The sequence below is a fragment of the Parasedimentitalea marina genome (genome assembly GCF_004006175.1).
GTDB lineage: Bacteria > Pseudomonadota > Alphaproteobacteria > Rhodobacterales > Rhodobacteraceae > Parasedimentitalea > Parasedimentitalea marina.
This window is the reverse complement of the sequence record NZ_CP033219.1, coordinates 553,912-575,933: the sequence shown is the minus strand read 5'-3', so window position 1 is coordinate 575,933 and position 22,022 is coordinate 553,912. Positions and strand designations below refer to the sequence as shown.

Below are 22,022 nucleotides of genomic sequence, written 5' to 3'. Positions count from 1 at the left end.
GATTGAATAGACGGCGGTACGCGAGCTACTTTAACCAAAAGCCCACAACCGTTCCGATTAAACCGAAGGATAATTTCTGGAGTTGGTCTGAGGCTGAGATCGCACCAAAAGCAACAGTGAGAGAAAATGCCAACAATACAATTGTAATGGCCACTTGCACTACCACCCGCTGTCTGAGCCGACGCACGTCATCCATCTCCTTCAACGCTGTGACCACTTTCAGTCTTTCCTCTCCCCCTAATTCTGTTCCATGTTCCGCCAAAATCCGCACAGCTGTTTCGATAGCATCAGTCTCATCTCTACCAAAAAATCTCAGCGGTTGGTCCTTGGCGGTTTTCAGAATGTCGATAGCATGCTGAGTGTGGGCATCATTTTGCTCCGGCTTTGAAAAAAAGGCTCGCGAGACCTCTTGTAGTCCAAGGAACATTATTCAACCTCCGGAGAAATGATGGGATACCAACTATTCCATAGCATGATGAATGCGGTAGGCCATTTAGTCAATGCGCCGCTCGAAACTGCGGCGGTGCAGTCCGCAGAACAGTTAGTATCCGGTTGTGAAAATTGCGTGTGGCGAAGGTCTGGTTCGGGGAAGCTGCGCAGCAGCAACCAGAAAGGACACACACTGTAACTCAGTGCCGTTGGCGAAACTTTGTAAAGTTCGCTTTCTTGCGCATTGCCGTCGATGGCGCTGACTGCAGCGGAAGCCCTTAATCAACCCAAAGGAGAGGTGCAGCCCAGAAAGCTGTTGGCCGCCGTAATGCAGAAGGATCACGATATTTTCTGCCAAAAAAAGGCTGTGGAAAATGGTTACCAAACTCACAGAAAATGTATTCAAAAGTATGGAGTAATGGGGGGAGGAGACAGAAAATAGTTTTCAACTCAAAAGTCTCCATTTGCGAAAGTTGAGCAATTTGACCTTCTGTGATCGGCAAATCCCTAAAATTTTAATTTCAGTTAAACTGCGAGACCGCAGGTTCATATTGCGCCTAATTCGACGAAATCATGGGAACTCGTTGATGGCGCTTAACATTGAAAAGCCGATGAACGCCTGAAGAACTGAAGAGAGAGCTGTACTCTCTATCATCATTCCTGAGCCCTCGGTGCAGACCGAAGGTGAATGATGGAAGACTTCAAAGCGCAGAACGAAGGCGATAACACCCAAGCCGAAATTGAAGGTGCGACTGGCCCAGAACCCAATGGGGGGCCAGAGACTGAAACTGGATATGAGTTTGTCCATAAACAGCTGAAGAACGTTGGGAAGAAGGCACGATATCGGGGTGGGTTCAAGCTTCATGAAGGTAGTCAAAAATATAGGAGGATGAGTTGGGCGGTTGCTGACTATGGTCTTCGACACGGGATCAATCTGCTGCGAAAGACTGGTGGAACAACTAGCCATTTAATGATGCCGCTGCCGGCCGGAGAATTTCTCTCAATCGCAGATACGTTGGCATATAAACACAACAAAAATCTTCCGTCAGTTTCTCTGATCGACACCAGCAAAACTGCTCAGTTTCTTACTTGTTATGCAAACGAGAGATATGGTGAAGGCAGCAAGTTTTGGATGCTTACCCTGCCTGCTGGTAACGGCCGCTGCGGCTTGAATGAATTGCACGATGCAGTGGGTGAAGCCTTTAAACAATTAAAGATCCTGACAGAGGTTTTGAGCGATGCAGAGCATGGTTGGATCGACATTCTGTATGCTCAGCTGGAAACACCATACAGAGAAGGTGACCGGACGTTTTATCCTCATTTTCACATAATTCTTGAAACGAGTTCAGAAGATCAGATCGCAAAAGAAATCAACGAGTTGCTTGTTGGGTATGCTGCTGGGCTTAGCCTAATGTGGTCTAGCGTTTCGTTGAAGCCGGTTTCTAAAGAGAAGTTTTCGGCCGTTGCGTATTACTGCACCAAACCCTCCCAAACAGCATTTCAGCTTGCTGAAGCTGACCACCCTGCAGAATTTGAAGAATACATAAGCCGTGTTAGCAAGAGGCGCATGACCAGAAGTATGGGTGGTTTCCAGAGGTACAAATCAACCGCTGACAGGAATGGCCAAAAGCCGGGAAGGGTATATGGCAAGGGGGATGTATCGACGCTCAAGTTGGTGGACAAAGAAACGAGGCGTCAGGATGGCCCGAAAAACTTGCCAGATAATTCGAATGGGGCCACTGAGGTGGAAGGTACTGATGCTCTTGGTGGGCTCGGTGCGGAGGAACGGATTTGTGACCAACATGATGAATCTCATGAGCGTGTGGAAGAAGCCAATGTATTTTGCGGCGTAAGCACTCCGGCGCCAGCTCCTGGCGATAGGTTGATCTCATATAGCGTTGTGAAGAACTTTAGGCCTTCAGAATTCCGAAAGCGTAACCGCTGTTCAGGCCAATTCAATTATGATGAGGCGAATGGGGAAGCTCTGACGGCATGGGAGAACAATACTGGGCAGGAGTATTCGCTGAAGAAATTTTTGGAGCCTTTTGCCGAAGAACTCGCGCGTACATTGGAAGGAGGTAATGTACCCTATTACACGATAACTCTCAGCTTAGGGATTAAGGAAGCCTTAGCTGAAATTATGGCTGAAAGAAAACCAAAGGATCCAGAATTTCGGGATCCCAAAAGCGAACCTCAAAATATAGTTGAGTCCTATTCTGTACTGTCAAGACTTTGGGAGAAAGCCAAAGTGGCAGTAATGAAAATTCACCGATCACTATTTGGGGCCGATCAGAGGTTATAGGAAAAATGGGTGCACAGGTTTCTGGATCAGTAAGATTGAAATATCTCAGGGAAGTACTTATGTTTGTTCAATGGATTGGAACACTTCGACATTTTGCTGTCTCATATGACCTGCTGATAAGCCGGTCACCCATTCCAATTCCGTAAGCTCGAAACCACCTATACTTAGTTTGGCGTATCGGGCGTACTTACATACAGAGAAACATTATGGCTCAGCGTATTCCCTTGCTGAAAGAGTTACGGCTCTTCAGAATTGATGACTCTCAAATTGAAGATCACTTGATCGAACACCTTAGAACACTCAGGTCGACAGGGTTGCCAGATGGTGACGAAAGCTATTCACGACATCGGGTCTTCCTAGATGACCGAGCCAAAATTTCGCGTCGGGCCGACCAGCTTATCAAAGCCCGATCACGGTTCGATCAAGGAGGGCACCTGAAGCGGGATGAGCGAAAACTTCTTAAGCCAATCATGGAAGGGGTTACCTTAGAGGGGCCGAAGTCAGTTCATGAGGTAGATGAAATCGCAGCCAAATTGTTTGAGGAAATGCCATGGCTTCAATCGGTGATCCATACCTTGTGGCTGGATATGAGGCACCACATCCAGCAAGGTGGCACTGGCTTGAAGTTCCGGCCAACCTTATTGCAAAGCCCTCCAGGTTTGGGGAAATCGCACCTGATTAAGCGGTTGTCAGAACTATGTAAGCTGCCAACAGTTCAGATTGATGGAGGTAGTGGCTCTGAGGGGTTTCCATTGTCCGGCGTGGGCAGGGGTTGGGGATCAGCAGAATGTGGGCGCCCCCTTAAAGTCATGCTCTCAAGAGCAGTGGCAAACCCCATCGTTTGTATTGACGAGATCGACAAGGCCGGTGTTGCAGAAAGTACAAGCGGCTTAAGTACTTCGCTACACCATGCTCTATTGGGGCTGTTGGAACCCATCTCTGCGGAAAGTTGGACTTGTCCGTTTTTTCAGACGACTTTTGATATGAGCCACATCAATTGGATTATGAGTTGCAACGATGCTAGCCGCTTGCCGGAACCATTGAGGACACGTGTTCGTACTGTTTACATCGTTCCACCGACCGATAAGCAGATGACAGAGTTTATCAAAAGAGAAGTTCTGAAACGTGGCATGTCTGAGTGCGTTGTGAGGAACGTACAACAGCTGATGTGCTGCGCGAGGCAATATCAGATGGGGAATAGTATTCGTATGGCTGTTAGGCTGATCGATGAATTGCATCGGTTAGACCAAGTGCCGTTGTTTCATTAAAGAGATGGTAGGGTCGGCTTGACTTAACCTCATTGCCAGGTCGCCCAATGTCTAGGGAAATGGGGAAGAAAGACACTGTCTGCCTGTCCCTTGGGGGCTAGGCCAGCTTCACATCGTACTGAGGTCACATAGGCGGTGAGAAGAGATCCAGTTCTGAATGACTGATCAAGTAAGGGGCCATTTCTGGCTACTATAGGGTGCTGAAGAAACTTCGTCGTTTCACCAAGATCGGATTGAGTGTAGAGGTCATCCCAAGACCGAAATCTCATTTAGGCTAGATGAACACCTTGCAAAAAAGAGCCAATGATCGGAAAAAGGAGCTTGGGGCATATTATACCCACAAGGGCCTTACCGATATCATATGCGAGTGGGCAATTCGATCAAGCAATTGTCGTGTTTTTGAACCGAGCTTTGGCGGGTGTGGATTTTTGCGTTCCGCTCATGATCGGTTCACCGACTTCGAAGGAAGTGCAGCAACTGAGCAGATTTTTGGTTGTGACATCGACCCAGAGGCGTTCGGTTTCTTGGCTGACCTACTTGAGCGCCCTATCGACTTAGAACGGTTTCACCAGGGAGATTTCTTGCTCCAAGAATTCCCACGTTCGTGGCTGGGTAGCTTCGATGCGGTCATTGGAAATCCTCCCTATTTATCTTATCAAAAAATTCATCCATCAGTACGCGAAATTGCTTTGGCATACTTGCGTGATGAAGGGCTTGACCTTGGTCGCCGTGCAAGCCTTTGGGCCTACTTTGTTGGGCTTTCATCACGATTCATAACCGAGGGGGGACGAATGGCTTGGGTCCTGCCAAGCAGCTTTCTTTACGCCAATTATTCGCAATCGTTAAGAAAATTCATTTATAATAGCTTTGAAGACGTTCGCGCATTTGAAATGCAAGAGCGACAGTTTTTACTTGAAGGGACGGAAGAAAAAACAATTGTTGTTCTCGCTGAAGGAAAGCGCTCCAAGGCATCAGATAATCTTGTTGGGGACATTCAGCTAGCCCGTTGCGCAGGAGTTCGCGACTTGGCTGATGAGATCCAAAAATGGAAGGATGGTTCTAGCAGCGGAACGTCCTCTTGTGGGTCTGCCGTTCTTGATTGTCTTTCACGCGCACCGCTGGAACTCTTCGAACAACTCAAAGCTAGCAAGCATCACCACACTTTAGGGGAATATGTAAGAATTCAAATCGGGCTGGTTACAGGAAATAACAGATTTTTCCTGAGAACTGATGATGAGAGGCAAGAAGCGGGTATCAGTACCCGAGACCTCGTTGATATCCTTCCTAGGTTCTCATTTGTAAAAGGCTCTCACCTTACGCTTAATGATGTCGATGTGATGCGTGAAAATGCGGCAAAAACATTCCTTGTCAGTGCAAAGAGCATGGAAAATGCACCACAAAAAATTGGAGAATACTTGGCCTCCTATCCTGAGGATGCCAAAGCTAAATGTTCGACCTTCAAAAAAAGGTCGTCATGGTCTCAAACTGATGATGGGGCGATACCTGACTTGTTCTTTCCAGTCATGCAGCATAACGGACCGCGTGTTGTCTTGAACACAGCGGGCTTGAACTGCACCAACTCGATCCATCGTGGTTATTTCATTCAAGACGTTTCGGAAACCAGAAAAAAGTTTATTTCTTTGGCCTCCTTGTCCACATTCTCCCAAATATCTGCTGAAATCGCAGGGCGCTCTTATGGCTCGGGCGCGCTAAAACATGAACCACGTGAGGCTGAGGCCATCGGACTATTGTTGCCACCGATACATCACACCAAAATCAGTTCAGCTTTTCGAAGAGCGGATGCATTCCTGAGAGCTGGCGATTTCAATGAAGCAACCCAAGTAGCCGACCATGTTATTCTGGAGTCGCTTGATGTTGATTGTGCTCCCACCCAGGCTGCCATTTTGAAATCCGGTCTGGCTCAGCTTCGGCAAAACAGGCAACGCTGACTTATTCCAGCGTGGTTTATTTCCAGTTGGCGGCCCAAACATCATTCAAGATAGTAGAGCCTCTAGGCGCGCTTATACATTTTTGCAGGTGTTCCAAGTATGCTTCATAGCAGAGCTTCTGAAACAAACCTATATTAAGACACCAGCTGGGATCTTCCCGAAGGCCGTGCCAAGCGTCTTCAAAGAAGTTGGCAACAATCATCTCAGTTGAAAGAGCTAGGTCCATTGGTGGATGGCACCATCTTGGTTCCTTAATCGGATGATCAACCGAGCGGTCATAGCCGTTGTTCCGGCCCCCGAACTGAAGGTGAAATAGAGGTCCCGCCTGGTAAGAGCCACCTTCGCTATTTGCTTGATCGATGTGCCATCGTGATAGCAGATCACCTGTGTCACTTTCCAAAACGATTGCCAAATCAAAACAATCGAAGGGAGGGCGCGATTTATGATTTTGATTTACATGTATTTTTGCAAAATCAATTATTGGGCGAACTGGCTTGTTGTCAGCGGTTTTCCCCACATTAAACCGAACCGGAGAACCACGGTCCACTTCCTGAGGCCACTGTTTACTCCGTTTCTTTCCCTTTAGTTCACTAGCAACCCTCAGAAGGGTGCTGCGACCTTCAGGTGCAATTACTCCAGTATCATCTAATTTTTGAGCAATAGCTTTCAAAGCTTCACCCGCGGCTTCAGCCTTAATATCCGTCATGAGTTTTATCCGGGGATCTGAAGTGTCTTTACTTCGCCAACTAAACGTTTGTCCGATGCATCGATTTCAAAACTAGGCTGACTATTCAAATACCTATCGGTATGAATGCATCGCCAGCAAACACGGCGACGAACAGAAAAACTCGGCATATTCGTTTCAAAAACTCCAACTGAATGTCGCAACTCCGTTCCATCGGAACAACAGGCACATGCAAACGCAATTAAAGCGTCATTCTTTCCAGTCCAGGGTGACTTGGCGGGTTGCAGCTCGCGCTTCAAAACTTCGGAGAGCTTGGCCGCGCGCTGGTCCGCAGGAACACCAGTAGCTCTTTGGCCAAAAACTTCGCCAGAAATTTGATCTAATCTGTGGGCCCAAAATCTGGGCCAACCATTTGAAAACAGTCCACTATATCTTGCTCCACATTCGTCTAGATAAATTTCGACCTCATCTCGCTCGCTCTGAGCGACGCCGAGCCGCGCGCAAGCCTCGTCCACATCTAACAAAAGGCCGGTTTGTCCAATCAGTTGATTCAGAAATATAGAAGCAATCTGGTGCGGAGCTGACGCTCGACGAATTGCAAGCTCTAACTCTTGATGATCAAGTATATAGTCTTCTTCTGCATCAAGCTTTGTGAGTTTAAACAAATCATATGATCCAACACTCCTCCGCAATATTTGATATCCATCACACAAACTCAAAAGTTCAACGCGAATTTCGTCCCTTCGATCATTGACCTCTTCCTTTGAATATACCTTGTCAAATAGGTCGTGTGAGGTGAGATCAGGGGCAAATTGCTCCCGGATTTTGTCTTCTGAAGAAACTAGTACAATTGGGAAATCGTGTTCGGGCGTAGCTGTAGAGCAGTCACGAACCTGCTGCGCCAAAACGCTTCCCTTATATGTTTCATTAGGGTCTAAATCGCTATCTTCGTCCAGCCGGAAGTCCAGGACCAACAAATCCGGCTTTCGCGCGAAAACGGACTTCGCGTGGCGGCTAACCTGTTCTGGGGCCTCATACGCAAGCTTAAGCGCCCCTTTGGTAGACATCGTTTTGGCGTAAACGTTTTCTGTCTCGTTATCGTCGATGAAGAAACCTGAAAAGCTCATTATTCAGCCTCGCTGTTCAAAATTCTAAATTCAATGCGGCAGTTGTATCCTTCGCTCGGCTCCACCACAGATACGTTTCCACCATAACTTTGAGCTATGTCGGAGACGATTTTTAGACCCAACCCGGTGCCCGGACCAGCTAATTCGTCTTCTTCCGCCGTCAGTGTAGTCGTAAAAAACGCATCGAAAATGAGGTTTTTTTGTTCCTCAGGGATACCAAAACCATTGTCTTCGAAGCCAATGACGATGTGCCGAGCTTCCTTCCTGGCGTCCATTCGAATGCGGCGTTTAAAAGTTTTTGCCTTCTTCATAGATTTTATGGAATTGGTCAGAAAGTTCAGGAGCACTGTGTCCAGTTCACTGGCATGCATCTCACAGGTGCGAAGGTTCGAAGGTGAGGTAACGATGGGAGCAAATTCAATTTTTTGCCTTGCCATATATATGGCGAATTGCTTCTTAAAACGCTCAAGTGACCCTTGGACTGATAGTTCCGTCAGTTCTCGACTTTCTGTTTTTGACATTAGACCAGAAATGTATCCGCCAATGTCAAACAAACGTTGAGTAGCGGAATTTAACTGTTCGAGTTCTTGCTCTAACTCCGTTTTTTCTTCACTTTCCGCCAAGTAACTTATCTCGTCTTCAATTAGTTTTAGACGTGCTCTGATTGCTTCGCGAGAACCTTTGATTTCGTGTCCGAATACACTGATCGAGAGCCCTAAAGATGCAAGTAGCCGAAGCATTGCCTCATACTGCAAGAATGCCTGACGTTCGCGTTCCCACTCTTCTTCGGCTTCCAGCACGTCATGTTGCACTGACTTTAGAACTACGAGAGCATCTTGCTCAGACGACTTGTCTGCTACGTCGCCTTTGATGTTATTAGTATCCTTCTGCTTGGTCTCTTTATTCTTCGTCGCAACGCGTTTTTCAAAGACCTCGATAGCATCCTGAATAGATTCAGAGGGAGGGCGTATCTTGGAAATAAAGCCTGGTTGAGAAGATGTCTGTTTTCTTCCCCGATGGGCCGCTACTCGTGTAATTGCCCAGACAAGAGCTTGTTTTGCAAAAGTTTGCAGCTCTTCAAAGGCTTCGTTTTCCTGGAGCCCTTCACGGCTAGCAGTTTCTTCAAGGAGTGGGTTGTCGTCGTCGCCTACAAAAACTTGTCCGAAAAAATTACTGTTGTTACCAGGTGCCAAGAACTCACGGCGACCCGCTGCTGAATCCATTCCCATCCAATCGTCTGATGGTTCACCGTAAGGGAGCACACGAAATCCATTTTTGTAGACCCTGATGCCTCCATATCTATGCCCCATGCTTGTCGCATTTTTCTGAGTCATTCCTGACAAAATGCTAGAATGATAAATGAAGTATTTTGAAGTGAGAGTGAGAGCGCCTACCAATGAGAATTTTTCATCAAAATCTTGGGTGTCATCAAGGTCGAGCTTTTTTGACTTCACCCGAACGCTAGCATTCCCGTCTTCGTCAATCCTCGCTTCGATATCTGCAACAGCCTGACTAAGGAAAGAGTTTTCAATGGAAAAGAACTCCACGCTCTGATCATCTTCTTTACCGTCTACTCGAACTTTGAACCCAGGATCACCTTTCTTGCCGTCGGCTATCCCGGAAATGCTAGCGATCTGGAATGGAGGCTGGAGAAGGAGAACCGTTTTCCACACCTTTGAAATTGCCGGAGGCGTCCATGCGTCCCGTAGCGAAATCATTTTGAGTTCAGTACCACTTCGGCCTTCGGCGTTTGGAATGACATGAACTTGGTTAAACACTTCATTCAAATCCAGTCCTGGGCGAAATTCTTCGTCCCAGTTGAATGTAACCAGATAGCCCTTCGAATCTCCTTCGGGATAAGTACTAAACTCAAGCCTCTTCGCGAGCCTTTGCACAGCAAAACGGCCTATCCCCTTGCGACCGGCTCGACGTCGTTGGTATTTGGGTGAAAAAGGGGTTTCAGCCTTGCTGTCAGTAGAAATTCGCATCCAGCTGTTGCGAATGGTTTCAAGCGACATTCCAGATCCATTATCTGAAATGATTAGAGTACCACCCTTAGCTTGGCTCTTCTTAAAATTCAGGTTTACCTCCGTTGCATCTGCGTCAAAGGCGTTTTTGATCAATTCAGACAAGGCGGTATCTTTCTTCCCCACCAGCTCAACCCCTAGGCGTTGGATATGTCCCGCATCGACGGAAAACCGTACGTTTTCCTCGTCCTGTGAAACCTCCTCACGACTTAAGCTTTCAACCAATCGCCAGTCAGGAGTCTCCTTCTGAAGCTCCTCCTCGATTAGTTCTCTCGCAGTTGGCTTGCTCATATAAGTCTTCTCTAGTCAAAATGGACCTGTCGGGGTCTAAAGCGTTCATATAATACACTTATGCGGTTATTCGTTCAAAAGCCAAGGGCTGGGCTGGTCGTTTTTGACGGGGGTGATTTAATTTTTATATCGAAAATCACTAATTATACGATTTGATTTATTAATTGCATATTTAACGGTAATATTGATTGCCGGACCTCATGATGTCATCAAATGCTGTGTCTACAGTAATGCAACAGGAACGACAGGCTTCATTTATCATAGGAAGTGACTGTTAAGGCGCGCTGTTGTTATTGGCGGAACAGTCGGATCCTTGGTTAGGATTTTTCTCTTTCCCGACTAAAGGTCTAGCGGCCGCGGAAACAAGCACTTCCGGTTCCAGATCGAGGTTTTGGCGCAGACCGGCAATCCATTCGCGTGGGTCCCGAAATGAATCACCTCTCAGCGAATAGAGTTGCGGTGGAGAGGACCAAAGCATTGTGGTTAATAGGATTTCGCGGTCTGGAAGCCAGACCGTAGTATGAAACTTGTCGTCGGTTCCGTACTTGGTGAAGAACTGCATCCGTTGACCAAGCACGGTCATCTCCTGACCATCGTCAACCAGTGTGTTTGCTGGAACAAATGCTGAGTCTGGTTCTCCGATGTTTATTGGCGCAACCCAAGCATCGGGACCTTCGTCTGGCATACTCGACCCACATGTACACACCACAAGACTTTGACAACTGGGAAAGCCTAAATGGCATCGACAAGGTTATGTTCGACAACAAAATGTTCGCGCAGGGCACCTGGGGGCACGATTATCACCCAGAGTTACGTCCTGACGACAACACCATTGTCATGAACCCGCACAAAGGCCTGAGCAACTTCTGGTCCGGCGATGCTGCAATCCAACTGCGCCAGTATGGCATCGAAACCGTGATCATGTACGGTATGTCAGCCAACATGTGTGTTGAATCACATGCCCGCGACGCAATCGAAAACGGATTTGACGTAATGCTCGTTGCCGACGCCACTGCTGCTGCCGGGGATGCAGCACATGACGCAGCCATGACTAACTTCGAGTTTCTAGCTCATGAAGTAGTGACAACCGAGCAGGTGATGAAGCGTCTGCGCGAGGCCAAAGCTGGCGAGTAACTCGCCGCAAACACCATGTTCATCTTGGGAGTGTCATCACCTGGCACTCCCAAGATTTCCAAGCCCAAGTCAGAATACAGTCATTGCCGCAAACATTACATCGATAACCCCTGCCAAAAATGGAGGATTACCTATCTGCCTCAAAAGAGGCCGAGCAGATTGATGATTGGGATTCTAGTAATGAAATTCGCGCGCACCAAAGTGACCCGTGAACTAGTCAAGTTGGGCTTGAAAACATTTGAAGCCGAAAATAGAGAACAGTGTGTATTCCAATTGGTCCCGCTGGATGTTTTTGTTGAACGATCAGTCAGCGATTCTCTTTTTTTGGCCGACGCCTTCAGCCTCAAGGAAATCGACGTGGAAACGCTCCTCCCTTTAATCACAATCTACCAATTTAAAGGAGTAATTCTAATTCAAACAATGAGAACATCTCCATTTGGCCCACTATTTCAAGAACTTTAATTCAACTTAATCTGGTAAGGCTGATAGCGTGAAGTCAACGTAGCATGGGGCAATCAAGAACCCAGCTCAAAAATGGACGTCATTGAACAATTTAAAAGTGTGCGTGTCAACATTAAGGATTAAAAAACAACACCATAGGACCAATTTCCTGTTGACCAACCTCTATTGAAAATATTATAAAATTCATATTGGATACTGGTCAGTATCTGAATGTGGCGAAATGGCTCCACTCCCCCAGTACACTGGGGGTAGACCAGAACGTATAATTGCCGCTATTTGACAATTGTACGATCACCCCGCTTTAGTGGGGATACCCAGAAGGCTCCGTGCTAACACACGGAGCCTTTCTGATTTACTTCTAACTGCGCACGAATGCCTCAACAAAAAGATAAAGAGCCTAACTAATGGCATCGGTACTTTAAACTACTGCGCAACCCGCCATTACTTCGGTAATCCCCCCATTTTTAATGGGGTCCAGCCGTAGAATTCACGCGGCCATTTTTAGTTTCATGGCGGGTGTGATGCCGCCAATGCCCATGTTGGGTCGCTCGTTGTTGTAAGTCCATAGCCATTCAGTTGCCTGATCTTGTGCCTCCTCAATCGTTTCGAAGATGTATTGCCCCAGCCATTCGCCGCGAACCGTGCGGTTGTAGCGCTCTATATAGGCGTTTTTCTGTGGCTTGCCTGGCTGGATGTATTCAAGCCGCACGTTGCGCTTCTCGGCCCATTCCATGAGCTTTCCGCTGACATATTCGGGGCCATTATCGACCCGTATCGCCTGCGGTTTGCCGCGCCATTCGATAATTTGGTTTAGGCTGCGCACGACCCGTTCAGCAGGCAACGAGAAGTCGACCTCGATGGCCAAACCTTCGCGATTGAAATCATCCAGCACATTCAAGGTCCGGATCGACCGCCCATCTGCAAGCTGATCTGCCATGAAATCCATCGACCAGGTCTCATTGGGTCGATCAGGCACCGCCAGCGGCTCCGGCTTGTCCCGCTTCAGCCGTTTCTTGGGCTTGATCCGAAGGTTCAGCTCCAGCTCGCAATAGATCCGGTAGACCCGTTTGTGGTTCCAGCCATAGCCCTGCACGTTGCGCAGATACAAAAAGCACAGGCCAAAGCCCCAGCTCCGCTTGTTCGCCGTCAGACGTTCCAACCAATCAGCAATCTCCTCGTTCTCGTCACTCAGAACCGGGCTGTAGCGATAGCACGTCTCACTGATCTGAAACGCACGGCAGGCCAGCGCAATGCTGACCCCGTGTCGTGCAACCGCGTTCATGGCCATCTCTCGCCTCAGAGACGGCCTTAACGCTTTTTTCCAAGCGCCTCTTTCAACAGATCGTTCTGCATGCTCATCTCAGCATACATCTTCTTCAGGCGGCGGTTTTACTCGGCCATGTCCTTCATCTCAGCGATCAAGGACGCGTCCATGCCGCCAAACTTAGCTCGCCATTTGTAGAAGCTCGCGCTGCTCATTCCGTGTTCGCGGCACAGTTCAGACACCGGGACACCACCGTTTGCCTGCTTCAAGATGCCCATGATCTGTGCATCGCTATATCGTGTTGTCTTCATCAAAAATCTCCTCAGATATCCTACCGAGAAAATTCTACTTTTGAACTCCACTAATTTTAGGGGGATTACCCGCTTTAAGAAAATTACGTAATAATTGGGATACATTATGGATAATGCTTGCCTGTTCCGCATTTTTGAGATGCCTTTTGTGCCAACGTGAAAGCCATCCAATCTCCTCAGATGCGATATTCCATGTAGAACGTACCTGAACTTCTACTTCTGACCCTCAGTTGTTCGGACTATCGAGGCCAGTGAGCTGCAATGCGGCCATACTAGGCGGCTTTACCAATACCGGGACTGCTTGAGGAGGGCACCAGACGACTTACCCAAGCCTGGCGCAGAGCCGGATCGTCAAATTCTTTAACATCAGATTAACTGAGCTCTGGGAAATATGTCGCATAACAATTATCAGGCGAAGATCTTTGAAAATAACAATAAAAAAAATGGAAGAATATCAAGTTTACTTGGCTAAGGCGATTGCGAGCCGATCCGACGGTAGCTTGTATGTGCCACTATTCGAGAGGATAGAGTCAGAACTGACAGCTTTAAAAGCCGAAACAGATACAATGGCGCGTATCCGGAGACTTGCAAACGCCTAAAATATGCCCGCAGCTGGGGCGAGAATTTCCACCTGACTGACTATTTCACTTAGACAATTCATTGAGGCCGCTTTCAGATTTTTGAGGCGGCCATCTTCTTGAGGCGTATGCTTGGCGCCGCTCTAACTCAGTCACGAACAATGTGGTCCAACAGAACAAGACAGAATGAACTCGTGCTGGCTATTTATGCCTCACAAGCCAAATCGAACGAAGAAAACTCCTATTCAAAAACACTTGCACAGTAGCGCCAGCGCAACACGGGCAAGCCCCGAAATGTGATACAAAATGTGATACAGTCACCTCCCTCAGGAAGTGCCTATCAACATAAGTATTCATAGTAATCAATATATTACGTGCATTATCCGTGTGGATAATGGTGCCCAGGGGCGGAATCGAACCACCGACACGAGGATTTTCAATCCACTGCTCTACCCCTGAGCTACCCGGGCACGGGAAGGCTGTTCGCCTTGGGTGTGGGCGTTCTATGACGTGGGCGCGACGGTGTCCAGAGGCTTTTTCGAAGAAATAAATTAATGTTTGATCGGCGGGTTTCTTTCGATTTGATCTAGTGCATTTTCAATGTCTTCGGGGTCCTGACTGGGCACCGCATATGCCTCGTTAAGCCACTTCCCCAGATCAATGTCAGCACAGCGTTTACTGCAAAACGGACGGTAAGAGGCAATCGTCTTACCGTCGCAAATTGGACAGCTCATCCCAGCACCTCGTTCAGAATCCCCGTCACGGCCACCCGACCGCGCTTGCGCTGAAGCTCATAGTGGCCCAGCGGCGTCCAGCCGACCAGCAATGTTTCTTCACCGTCAGACCGGAAGGCCGCGCGCAGAGATGTTTCAAAAGCACGGCGGTCCTTTTTGGGCATCGGCGCCAGGTCCAGTACGATTTGCCCTCCCAGGCCCCGCACACGCAATGCCCGTGGCAGAGCTTTGGCACAGGCCATGTTTGCCTTGACCCCAGCCGCCAGCGAGACGTCAGATCCGGTGTTCACATCTACGGCAACCAGAGCACGCGTTGGTTCAATGTATAAAAATGCACCGCCGGACAACGGCACATGAATGCCCCTTACCGCCTCCAGTGCGTCCAAAACACCATGATGCTCAAAGCTACCGACTTCGCGCTCGACATCTGCCGATTCTGACCAATCCCGCCAGGCCAGCAGATGCGGAGTGTCGCCCTCGGTCAAAGCCTGGGGCTCGCTGCCGTCATCTGACATGACTGCGGCGGCCATATCGGCCATTGCAGCGATATCCTCGGCAATGGCATCAGCCTCAGCCCCGTCGCAGGCCGAGCGAAGAATCAGCCCATGGGCGCTGTCACCCATAACCTCATGTGCAATTTCCAGCAGCCGGTCCCGCTCACCCTCGTCACGGATCGAACGCGAGATGTTCAGACCCGGTGCTTCGGGCGTGACAATCGCATAGCGGCTTTTAAACAGGATTTTCTGGGTGACAGGTATTGCCTTGCCATCTTCGGCGTAACCGGTGACCTGAACCAGCAGCATCTGCCCTGGTGCCAGCCCTTTGACCTGTCGCAGAAACGCGGGACCATCCGGAGTACTCAGGAACATGCCGCCCTGCCCCTTGACCGGGCGGTCGGCACGGGCCCGGTAGATCGTACCAGGTGATGGCAGGTCGCTTTCGATCAGAAAGTCGTCCAGCTTACCATCCACCATCAGTGCCGCAGCTTCGCGGTCGCCAAGGTGGTCGAGGATGATCGTGCGGCCCTTCATTCGGCTGCCTCCTTATGCAGGGGATAACCCGCTGCGAGTAACATGTTTGCGGTTTCGGCCAGTGGCAGGCCAACAATGCCGGTATACGAGCCACTGATCCAAGGGATCAGAGCCCCTGCCGGGCCCTGAATACCATAGCCTCCGGCCTTGCCCTGCCAGTCATTACTGGCAAGATATGCGTTTAATTCGGGATCTGACAGGCGTTTCATCCGGACCTGCGACACCACATCCCGCGCCCAGATCTTGTCTCCTCGCCGTAGCGCGATTGCCGTGATCACCCGATGGCGGCGACCAGAGAGGGCCAGCAAAAATTCGGCCGCTTCACCTGCATTTTCTGGCTTGCCCAAAATGCGGCGCCCCAGCGCCACAGTCGTATCAGCACAGAGCACCAGATCGTTATCCCCGGCCTCTACAGCCCGGACTTTTTCACGTGCAATCCGGTTGCAGTAGTCCCGTGGCAATTCTGCTTTTTGTGGGGTCTCATCAATATCAGGTGCACGCACATCATCCGGGGCGACCCCCAGCTGTGCCAACAGTTCCAGCCGCCTTGGGCTGCCTGATCCCAGAATGAATGCCATCACCGGCCCTCTTATCCAAATCGGGCTTGCTCCAATGGGATCAGCCCATGCCAAAAACCACCTTACAAGGCAGCCGTCTTATCGATGTCCAACGGACCCCCGCCGGAGCATCGCAAAGCCGAATAACAAAAGCCCGGCGACTGGGCCGGGCTTTGGTCGTCAATCAGGATCTCGCTTACTTAAAGCGATAATTGATCCGTCCCTTGGTCAGGTCATAAGGTGTCATTTCCACCTGGACCTTATCGCCAGCGAGAACACGGATGCGGTTCTTGCGCATCTTGCCTGCAGTATGTGCGATGATCTCATGGCCGTTTTCCAGCTCGACCCGAAACGTCGCATTGGGCAGGAGTTCCTTTACGACACCGGGAAATTCGAGCGTATCTTCCTTGGCCATGTTGTCTCCATTTTTGGTTACCCCCGCTCAGATGCGGGACGTGCGCTTAAATGAGGGCTTTTGGGTAGGTTTTCAAGGGCACAATCACTTCAGTTGGCTAATTGTGACCGATTTCACCCGATCCTCCTGCTCGTCCCAATGGCTACGGTGCAAAACATCCCCGTCAGCCCGCACCCGTGCAATGTCCGCAAGATCAACTTCGGCCACTGTCCACCCCGGCGTGTTCAGCCTGCCCTCGGCCAGAACACCTGTCCCCGGAAACCCAGAATCAGGTGGCCCAAAGATACCGCCCATCCCCACATTCATGTCCACCGCACCCGACCATTTTGCCGGCCCAACAAGCGAGGCCATGGCAGTCACGCATTGCCCTTCCAAGGCCCGCGCCATGGCTCCGATACGTACACGCCAGTATCCCGCCAAAGCCGCGGTGCAAGATGGGACCAAGATAATATCCGCCGCTTTCAGGGCACGGCCCAGCAATGGAAATTCACTGTCATAACAGGTGAGAACACCAATTTTACCAAGTGCTGTTTCAAACAGTTTCAACGGCCCACCTGGGATCACATCCCAATTGTCGCGCTCTGACCGGGTCATGATCTGTTTATCCTGATGATCACGCCCCCCGGTCGCGGTGTAGAACTCAGCCCGGTTCACCGGCCTTGAGTACCCACAGTGGACAGGCGCCGAGGCCCCAAGGATATGAACCCTGTGCTCTATCGCCAGCCGCATGTGCACCGCGGCTGCCGCCTTCATCCGGTCCGAAACTGCATGGATGGACCGTTCAAGATCTGCCGCCACCGCAGCTCCATCCAAAGCCGCCAACTCCATCGCACCATATTCAGGAAACACCAGCAAATCCGCCCCCTGCCCGGCTGCATCTGCAACCCAGGACGCGATTTTGTCCTCGTATTGTGCCCAACTGTCGATCCAGTCTAGCGGATACGCTGCAGTGGCAATTTTCATAAGCATCCCTTTAGGGGCCTATCCATCGCTGCTGCGACACTGGAAAGCCCTCTGCTATAGGTCAAAAAAGCGAGGTCCGTTCTAAGGAGGTCACCTCGGAGCCCCCCAACGGTCGGTCAATTGCTGGATGATCTGGTCACGGGACTGGCGATAACTGTCCAACTTGGCAGAGCGACTTTCGCCCAATCCGGTTGGATCCATAATCGGCCAGTACTCCACATCCAAATGAAAGAACCGGGTCAACTCCAGCGCCCGGCGCTGGCTGGCTGGTGACAGTGCGATCACCAAATCGAACGAGGATAGATCATCGCCCCAGCGCTCCATCTCATCAAACGACCGGGAGCGATGGCGAGACAACTCGACATCGATTTCCTGACACACCGAAATAGAAAATCCATCAATTTCCATGTCAGTCTTGACCCCAGCTGACTGAACATAGGTTCCCGTGCCATAGAATTTCTTCATGATGCCTTCGGCCATCGGCGAGCGCACAGAATTGTGGTCACAACAAAACAAAACCGATTGCGGCAGTTCGCTCAACCCATCAGCCTCCGAAATGCAGCACGCAGATCAACGTGAACAGGCGTCGGGCCGTGTCGGTGTCGATATCAGCTTTCCCCTCCAACCGCTCTTGCAATACGCGGCTACCCTCATTGTGGATGCCCCGGCGCGCCATATCGATGGTTTCAATTTGGCTGGGCGGCAGCGTTTTTACAGCAGTAAAGTAGCTTTCGCAGATCTGGTAGTAATCTTTGACCACCTGCCGGAACGGTGACAGTGACAAGTGGAATTCCGCCGCCTTGTCGCCCCCTTCGGTCCCGACGTCAAACACCAACCGTTTATCACGGATTGCCAACCCCAGATGATACGGCCCCTGTGGAACAGCCCGATCCTCCCGAGGAGGTAACTGGAACGAGTTCTCCTCAATGAGATCAAAAATCGCCACCCGGCGCTCCTGCTCGATCTCAGGTGTCGGCGGCGGCAGGTTATGGTCGTCCAATTCGATTTGGCTAATGCGGTTCATTGTCTTTGATCTCACTGAACGTAGGCGTTTGCCCAGAGGTATCGTAACCCGCAGGTTAGGGCAATGCATGGCTTTGAAAGCGATCGCTCAACCGTTTAAGGCCGACTTGCGGCAATCTATCATCAAAAACGATTTTGAGCCTCCGGCGGGGATATTTTCGGCCAGATGAAGTAACGGATCTTTAACCTTCTAAGCCGAGCCTGTTTGGGCGGTACAGGCGGGGACGCCGATGGCCGCGCCAGGTGAAGCTTCCCGGCCTGCTCGGGAAGCGGATCCCCGCTTCATCTGGCCATAAATATCCCAGGGTGAATTGGCCGCAGGCCAAGAGGGGCAGAGCCCCTGTTTTTTTATGTTCAGCTCTACTCGTTCAACGTATCAAGCCTGGCACGTACGGATAATCCATGCGCCTGTAAACTTTCACTGTTTGCTAGTGTTTCGGCTGCTGGACCAATGGCTTGCAACGCTGCTGGGGTCATTTGGCTAAGTGTCGTGCGTTTAAGAAAATCCATGACCGACAACCCGGACGAAAACCGGGCTGAACGAGCGGTAGGAAGCACGTGATTTGGGCCACCTACGTAATCGCCAATCGCCTCAGGCGTATACTGACCCAGGAAAATGGCGCCTGCGTGGACTGTTTTCAGGCTTAATGCGTCTGGATCGGCGACGCATAGTTCCAGATGCTCTGGAGCTATGCGGTTGGACAGTTCCGCGGCCTGGTCAAAGTCCGTGACGGTAATCACGGCTCCGTAATCGCGCCAGCTTGGTCCTGCAATTGCGCGCCGCTCTAGGGTTTCCAGCCGAGCGTCCACCGCGTCCGCCACTGCGCGACCAAATTCAACGTCATCCGTAATCAGGATCGATTGGGCATTTTCATCGTGTTCGGCCTGGCTCAACAAATCCAGTGCAATCCAATCCGGGTTGTTATCTTTGTCAGCAATCACCAGAATTTCCGATGGCCCGGCAATCATGTCGATCCCCACCTTACCAAACACCCGACGCTTGGCAGCGGCAACAAAGGCATTTCCGGGACCCGTGATTTTATCAACCGGAGCAATGGACTTGGTGCCATAGGCTAGCGCAGCAATGGCCTGAGCCCCGCCGATACGGTAGATCTCGTCCACGCCTGCGATCCGAGCCGCCAGTAGAACCAGCGGGTTAACCTTGCCATCGGGCGTAGGCACCGTAATCGCCAACCGCTGCACACCGGCAACTTTGGCCGGTATGGCATTCATCAACACCGAGGATGGATAGGTGGCCAGTCCACCGGGCACATAAAGTCCCGCCGCAGACACCGCAGTCCAACGCCAGCCTAGGGTTGCCCCCGTCTTGTCTGTCCAGCTGTCGTCACTCGGCATCTGTCGGACGTGGTAGTCACGGATACGCTCGGCTGCCAATTCCAGTGCCAAGCGGTCAGTTTCACCGACCTCGGCAATTGCCGCGTCAATCTCGTCGCTTGAAAAGGCGAGCTGATCCGATGTCAGATCAAGGCGGTCGAACTTTGCAGTCAGCTCCAGCACCGCTGTGTCGCCACGACTGCGCACATCTGCAATGATATCCGCGACCACGGCATCAACGTCCGGGCTATCCTCGCGCTTGGCCCCCAGCAGCGCGGCAAACGCCAGCTCAAAATCATCAGCGGTCGTATCCAGAAACTGCGGCATCGGGCTCTCCTTTTGGCGCTAAATAGCTTTGCCCGTGCGCAGGCTCAAGCGAATTGGTCCAATTAATCGCCGTGTCCCGGCACCTTGCCCGATGGTGCCTGATATGGCCGGGTGACATCACGCAATGAAACCTCAAGCGCCTCAACCGACAATCGCAAAACACCGTCGCCTGCAAGGGTCAGCAACACATGGCCAGTGCCATCTTCGCCCGACTCAAAGCTGACCTCTAGTAGCGACAAAATCACATCCCGGTCACTGCGGTCGATTCCCTGCGAGGCCACAGACAGCACATTGTCGATGACCAGTAGCGATTGCACCCGTTCATAGGCCCGCCCCCGCGCCGTGGCGGTATCGCTGTCTTCCCAGCGAAACCGGTTCAGCAGCAAGGCAAAGCGATATTGCTTTGCCTGCCACTTCATTTCGGTCACTGGAAAAACCGCGTCCTGCGTCAGGGACGAGATAATTTGCAGATCTTCACCCGACAATGCGCCAAGGTTCAACGGCGCCTCGTTGCCCTCTTCAAATGTTGCGTCAGCCATTACTGCCCCTTAATCCGTTCAATTTTGGCGCCAACAGCTGACAGTTTGCCCACCACGTGCTCATAACCGCGATCCAGGTGATAGACCCGACTCACCACAGTTTCGCCTTCGGCGGCAAGGCCTGCCAGAATCAGCGAGACCGAAGCACGTAGATCCGTGGCCATCACCGGTGCGCCCTTCAGCTGATCAACGCCGGTCACAGTGGCCGTTCCGCCGTGCACCTCAATCTGTGCGCCCATGCGGATCAGCTCTGGGGCATGCATAAAACGGTTTTCAAAAATCTTCTCTTCCAGAACCGAGGTGCCGTTTGCTGTGCACAAGAGCGCCATCATCTGCGCCTGCAGGTCCGTCGGAAATCCGGGGAAGGGTTCGGTTACAACGTCTACCGCAGTGATCCGGCCGTTTCGGCGCGCGACCTTCAGGCCCTTGTCGGTCTCTTCTACTGAGATCCCCGCAGCATCCAGTTTTTCACAAAACGCAGCGACCAGATCCAGCCGACCACCAAGCAATTCAACCTCTCCGCCGCAAATTGCAGGGGCGAGCATATACGTACCCAATTCGATTCGGTCGGTCACAACCGGGTGAGTCGCGCCATGCAGCCGGTCAACGCCCTGAACCGTGATGGTCGATGTGCCATCGCCATCAATCTGGGCACCCATCTTACGCAGACAATCTGCCAGATCCACAATCTCGGGCTCGCGCGCGGCGTTGTTGATCACTGTTGTGCCCTTTGCCAAAGTGGCCGCCATCAGCACATTTTCGGTCGCCCCCACCGAAACCAGCGGGAAATCGACGATACCGCCCTTCAGGCCGCCCGGCGCCTTGGCGTGCACATAACCGTCCTTGAGCTCCAGCTCAGCCCCCAGCGCCTCGAGTGCTTTGAGGTGCAGATCCACCGGCCGCGCACCAATGGCGCAGCCACCGGGCAGTGATACCACGGCATGGCCATCCCGTGCCAGCATTGGGCCCAGAACAAGTATAGAGGCCCGCATCTTGCGCACGATGTCATAGTCAGCAGTGTGATTGCTGATTGTGTGACTGGACATTGCCAGTACTTTTCCATCTTGCAAGGACGTCACTTCGGCTCCAAGCGACTGCAACAACTCGGTCATGGTTTTGATATCGCTCAGCCGTGGCGCATTTGTCAGCGTCAGCGGTTCGTCGCTTAGCAATGTCGCCGGCATCAGTGTCAAACAGGCGTTTTTAGCCCCTGCTATGGGGATTTGACCGCTCAGCTCACCGCCACCGGTTACCAAAATTGAGTCCATCTG

At 51.0% G+C, this 22,022-nt stretch carries 20 protein-coding genes, 1 tRNA gene and 1 pseudogene; 5 read left to right on the top strand and 17 right to left on the bottom strand.

The genetic code is table 11. The annotated features are described in order from the left end of the window. Positions 1 to 25: 25 nt before the first annotated feature. Entirely contained in the window at positions 26 to 427 is a 402-nt protein-coding gene (locus EBB79_RS02920; protein ID WP_127747494.1) for a hypothetical protein, read from the bottom strand. A 690-nt stretch (positions 428 to 1,117) separates the two neighbouring features. Between EBB79_RS02920 and EBB79_RS02915 the strand changes: the two genes are divergently transcribed. The 3 genes from EBB79_RS02915 to EBB79_RS02905 all read left to right on the top strand — a co-directional run bounded on the left by EBB79_RS02915 (position 1,118) and on the right by EBB79_RS02905 (position 5,948). Next, positions 1,118 to 2,731 (top strand): hypothetical protein, encoded by a 1,614-nt coding sequence (locus EBB79_RS02915; protein ID WP_127747492.1) that lies wholly within the window; start codon positions 1,118 to 1,120, stop codon positions 2,729 to 2,731. Between the two features lie 206 nt (positions 2,732 to 2,937). Next, positions 2,938 to 3,999 carry an AAA family ATPase gene (locus tag EBB79_RS02910; protein ID WP_127747490.1) on the top strand — a complete coding sequence of 354 codons (1,062 nt, stop codon included), beginning with the start codon at positions 2,938 to 2,940 and terminating at the stop codon, positions 3,997 to 3,999. A gap of 278 nt (positions 4,000 to 4,277) precedes the next feature. After that, on the top strand, positions 4,278 to 5,948 hold the full coding sequence (locus EBB79_RS02905; RefSeq protein ID WP_127747488.1) for an Eco57I restriction-modification methylase domain-containing protein: 1,671 nt from the start codon (positions 4,278 to 4,280) through the stop codon (positions 5,946 to 5,948). 16 nt (positions 5,949 to 5,964) lie between these two features. Here EBB79_RS02905 and EBB79_RS02900 read toward each other — a convergent pair whose 3' ends face one another. The 4 genes from EBB79_RS02900 to EBB79_RS02885 all read right to left on the bottom strand — a co-directional run bounded on the left by EBB79_RS02900 (position 5,965) and on the right by EBB79_RS02885 (position 10,763). After that, the gene (locus EBB79_RS02900) at positions 5,965 to 6,654 is read right to left on the bottom strand and encodes a hypothetical protein (protein WP_127747486.1); all 690 of its coding nucleotides are present in this window, start codon (positions 6,652 to 6,654) and stop codon (positions 5,965 to 5,967) included. Between the two features lie 5 nt (positions 6,655 to 6,659). Continuing rightward, on the bottom strand, positions 6,660 to 7,760 hold the full coding sequence (locus tag EBB79_RS02895; RefSeq protein ID WP_127747484.1) for a hypothetical protein: 1,101 nt from the start codon (positions 7,758 to 7,760) through the stop codon (positions 6,660 to 6,662). Then, positions 7,760 to 10,078: a sensor histidine kinase gene (locus tag EBB79_RS02890; protein ID WP_127747482.1), complete on the bottom strand. Its 2,319-nt coding sequence runs from the start codon at positions 10,076 to 10,078 to the stop codon at positions 7,760 to 7,762. Before EBB79_RS02890 ends, EBB79_RS02895 begins: the two co-directional genes overlap by 1 nt. 274 nt (positions 10,079 to 10,352) lie before the next feature. Continuing rightward, a complete protein-coding gene (locus EBB79_RS02885; protein ID WP_177627740.1) occupies positions 10,353 to 10,763 on the bottom strand; it encodes an MBL fold metallo-hydrolase in 411 nt (136 codons plus the stop codon). Between the two features lie 11 nt (positions 10,764 to 10,774). Here EBB79_RS02885 and EBB79_RS02880 point away from each other — a divergent pair, with 11 nt between their 5' ends. After that, the gene (locus EBB79_RS02880) at positions 10,775 to 11,212 is read left to right on the top strand and encodes a cysteine hydrolase family protein (protein WP_238704981.1); all 438 of its coding nucleotides are present in this window, start codon (positions 10,775 to 10,777) and stop codon (positions 11,210 to 11,212) included. A gap of 180 nt (positions 11,213 to 11,392) precedes the next feature. Next, positions 11,393 to 11,674, top strand: a complete 282-nt coding sequence (locus EBB79_RS02875; RefSeq protein WP_127747478.1) for a hypothetical protein — start codon at positions 11,393 to 11,395, stop codon at positions 11,672 to 11,674. Between the two features lie 487 nt (positions 11,675 to 12,161). Here the strand turns inward: EBB79_RS02875 and EBB79_RS02870 are convergent. The 12 genes and pseudogenes from EBB79_RS02870 to murA all read right to left on the bottom strand — a co-directional run bounded on the left by EBB79_RS02870 (position 12,162) and on the right by murA (position 22,019). Further along, positions 12,162 to 13,249 (bottom strand): annotated as a pseudogene (locus EBB79_RS02870) (IS3 family transposase). Positions 13,250 to 14,222: 973 nt separating this feature from the next. Next, positions 14,223 to 14,297, bottom strand: a tRNA-Phe gene (locus EBB79_RS02865). Positions 14,298 to 14,378: 81 nt separating this feature from the next. After that, positions 14,379 to 14,561 (bottom strand): DNA gyrase inhibitor YacG, encoded by a 183-nt coding sequence (locus EBB79_RS02860; RefSeq protein WP_127747477.1) that lies wholly within the window; start codon positions 14,559 to 14,561, stop codon positions 14,379 to 14,381. Beyond that, positions 14,558 to 15,592 carry a ribonuclease E/G gene (locus tag EBB79_RS02855; protein WP_127747475.1) on the bottom strand — a complete coding sequence of 345 codons (1,035 nt, stop codon included), beginning with the start codon at positions 15,590 to 15,592 and terminating at the stop codon, positions 14,558 to 14,560. Before EBB79_RS02855 ends, EBB79_RS02860 begins: the two co-directional genes overlap by 4 nt. Beyond that, the gene (locus tag EBB79_RS02850) at positions 15,589 to 16,170 is read right to left on the bottom strand and encodes a Maf family protein (protein ID WP_127747473.1); all 582 of its coding nucleotides are present in this window, start codon (positions 16,168 to 16,170) and stop codon (positions 15,589 to 15,591) included. The genes EBB79_RS02855 and EBB79_RS02850 overlap by 4 nt, the downstream gene beginning before the upstream one ends. Positions 16,171 to 16,345: 175 nt before the next feature. Further along, complete coding sequence (gene infA, locus EBB79_RS02845) at positions 16,346 to 16,564, bottom strand: translation initiation factor IF-1 (RefSeq protein WP_005978431.1); 219 nt, start codon at positions 16,562 to 16,564, stop codon at positions 16,346 to 16,348. Positions 16,565 to 16,648: 84 nt separating this feature from the next. Beyond that, entirely contained in the window at positions 16,649 to 17,527 is an 879-nt protein-coding gene (locus EBB79_RS02840) for a carbon-nitrogen hydrolase family protein (RefSeq protein WP_127747471.1), read from the bottom strand. Positions 17,528 to 17,617: 90 nt separating this feature from the next. Further along, entirely contained in the window at positions 17,618 to 18,067 is a 450-nt protein-coding gene (locus EBB79_RS02835) for an arsenate-mycothiol transferase ArsC (protein ID WP_127747469.1), read from the bottom strand. A 4-nt stretch (positions 18,068 to 18,071) separates the two neighbouring features. After that, complete coding sequence (locus tag EBB79_RS02830; protein WP_127747467.1) at positions 18,072 to 18,551, bottom strand: UPF0262 family protein; 480 nt, start codon at positions 18,549 to 18,551, stop codon at positions 18,072 to 18,074. Between the two features lie 359 nt (positions 18,552 to 18,910). Beyond that, on the bottom strand, positions 18,911 to 20,212 hold the full coding sequence (gene hisD / locus EBB79_RS02825; protein ID WP_127747465.1) for a histidinol dehydrogenase: 1,302 nt from the start codon (positions 20,210 to 20,212) through the stop codon (positions 18,911 to 18,913). A 62-nt stretch (positions 20,213 to 20,274) separates the two neighbouring features. Continuing rightward, positions 20,275 to 20,751 carry a DUF2948 family protein gene (locus tag EBB79_RS02820; RefSeq protein ID WP_127747463.1) on the bottom strand — a complete coding sequence of 159 codons (477 nt, stop codon included), beginning with the start codon at positions 20,749 to 20,751 and terminating at the stop codon, positions 20,275 to 20,277. Continuing rightward, positions 20,751 to 22,019 (bottom strand): UDP-N-acetylglucosamine 1-carboxyvinyltransferase, encoded by a 1,269-nt coding sequence (gene murA / locus EBB79_RS02815; protein WP_127747461.1) that lies wholly within the window; start codon positions 22,017 to 22,019, stop codon positions 20,751 to 20,753. The genes EBB79_RS02820 and murA overlap by 1 nt, the downstream gene beginning before the upstream one ends. Positions 22,020 to 22,022: the final 3 nt, after the last annotated feature.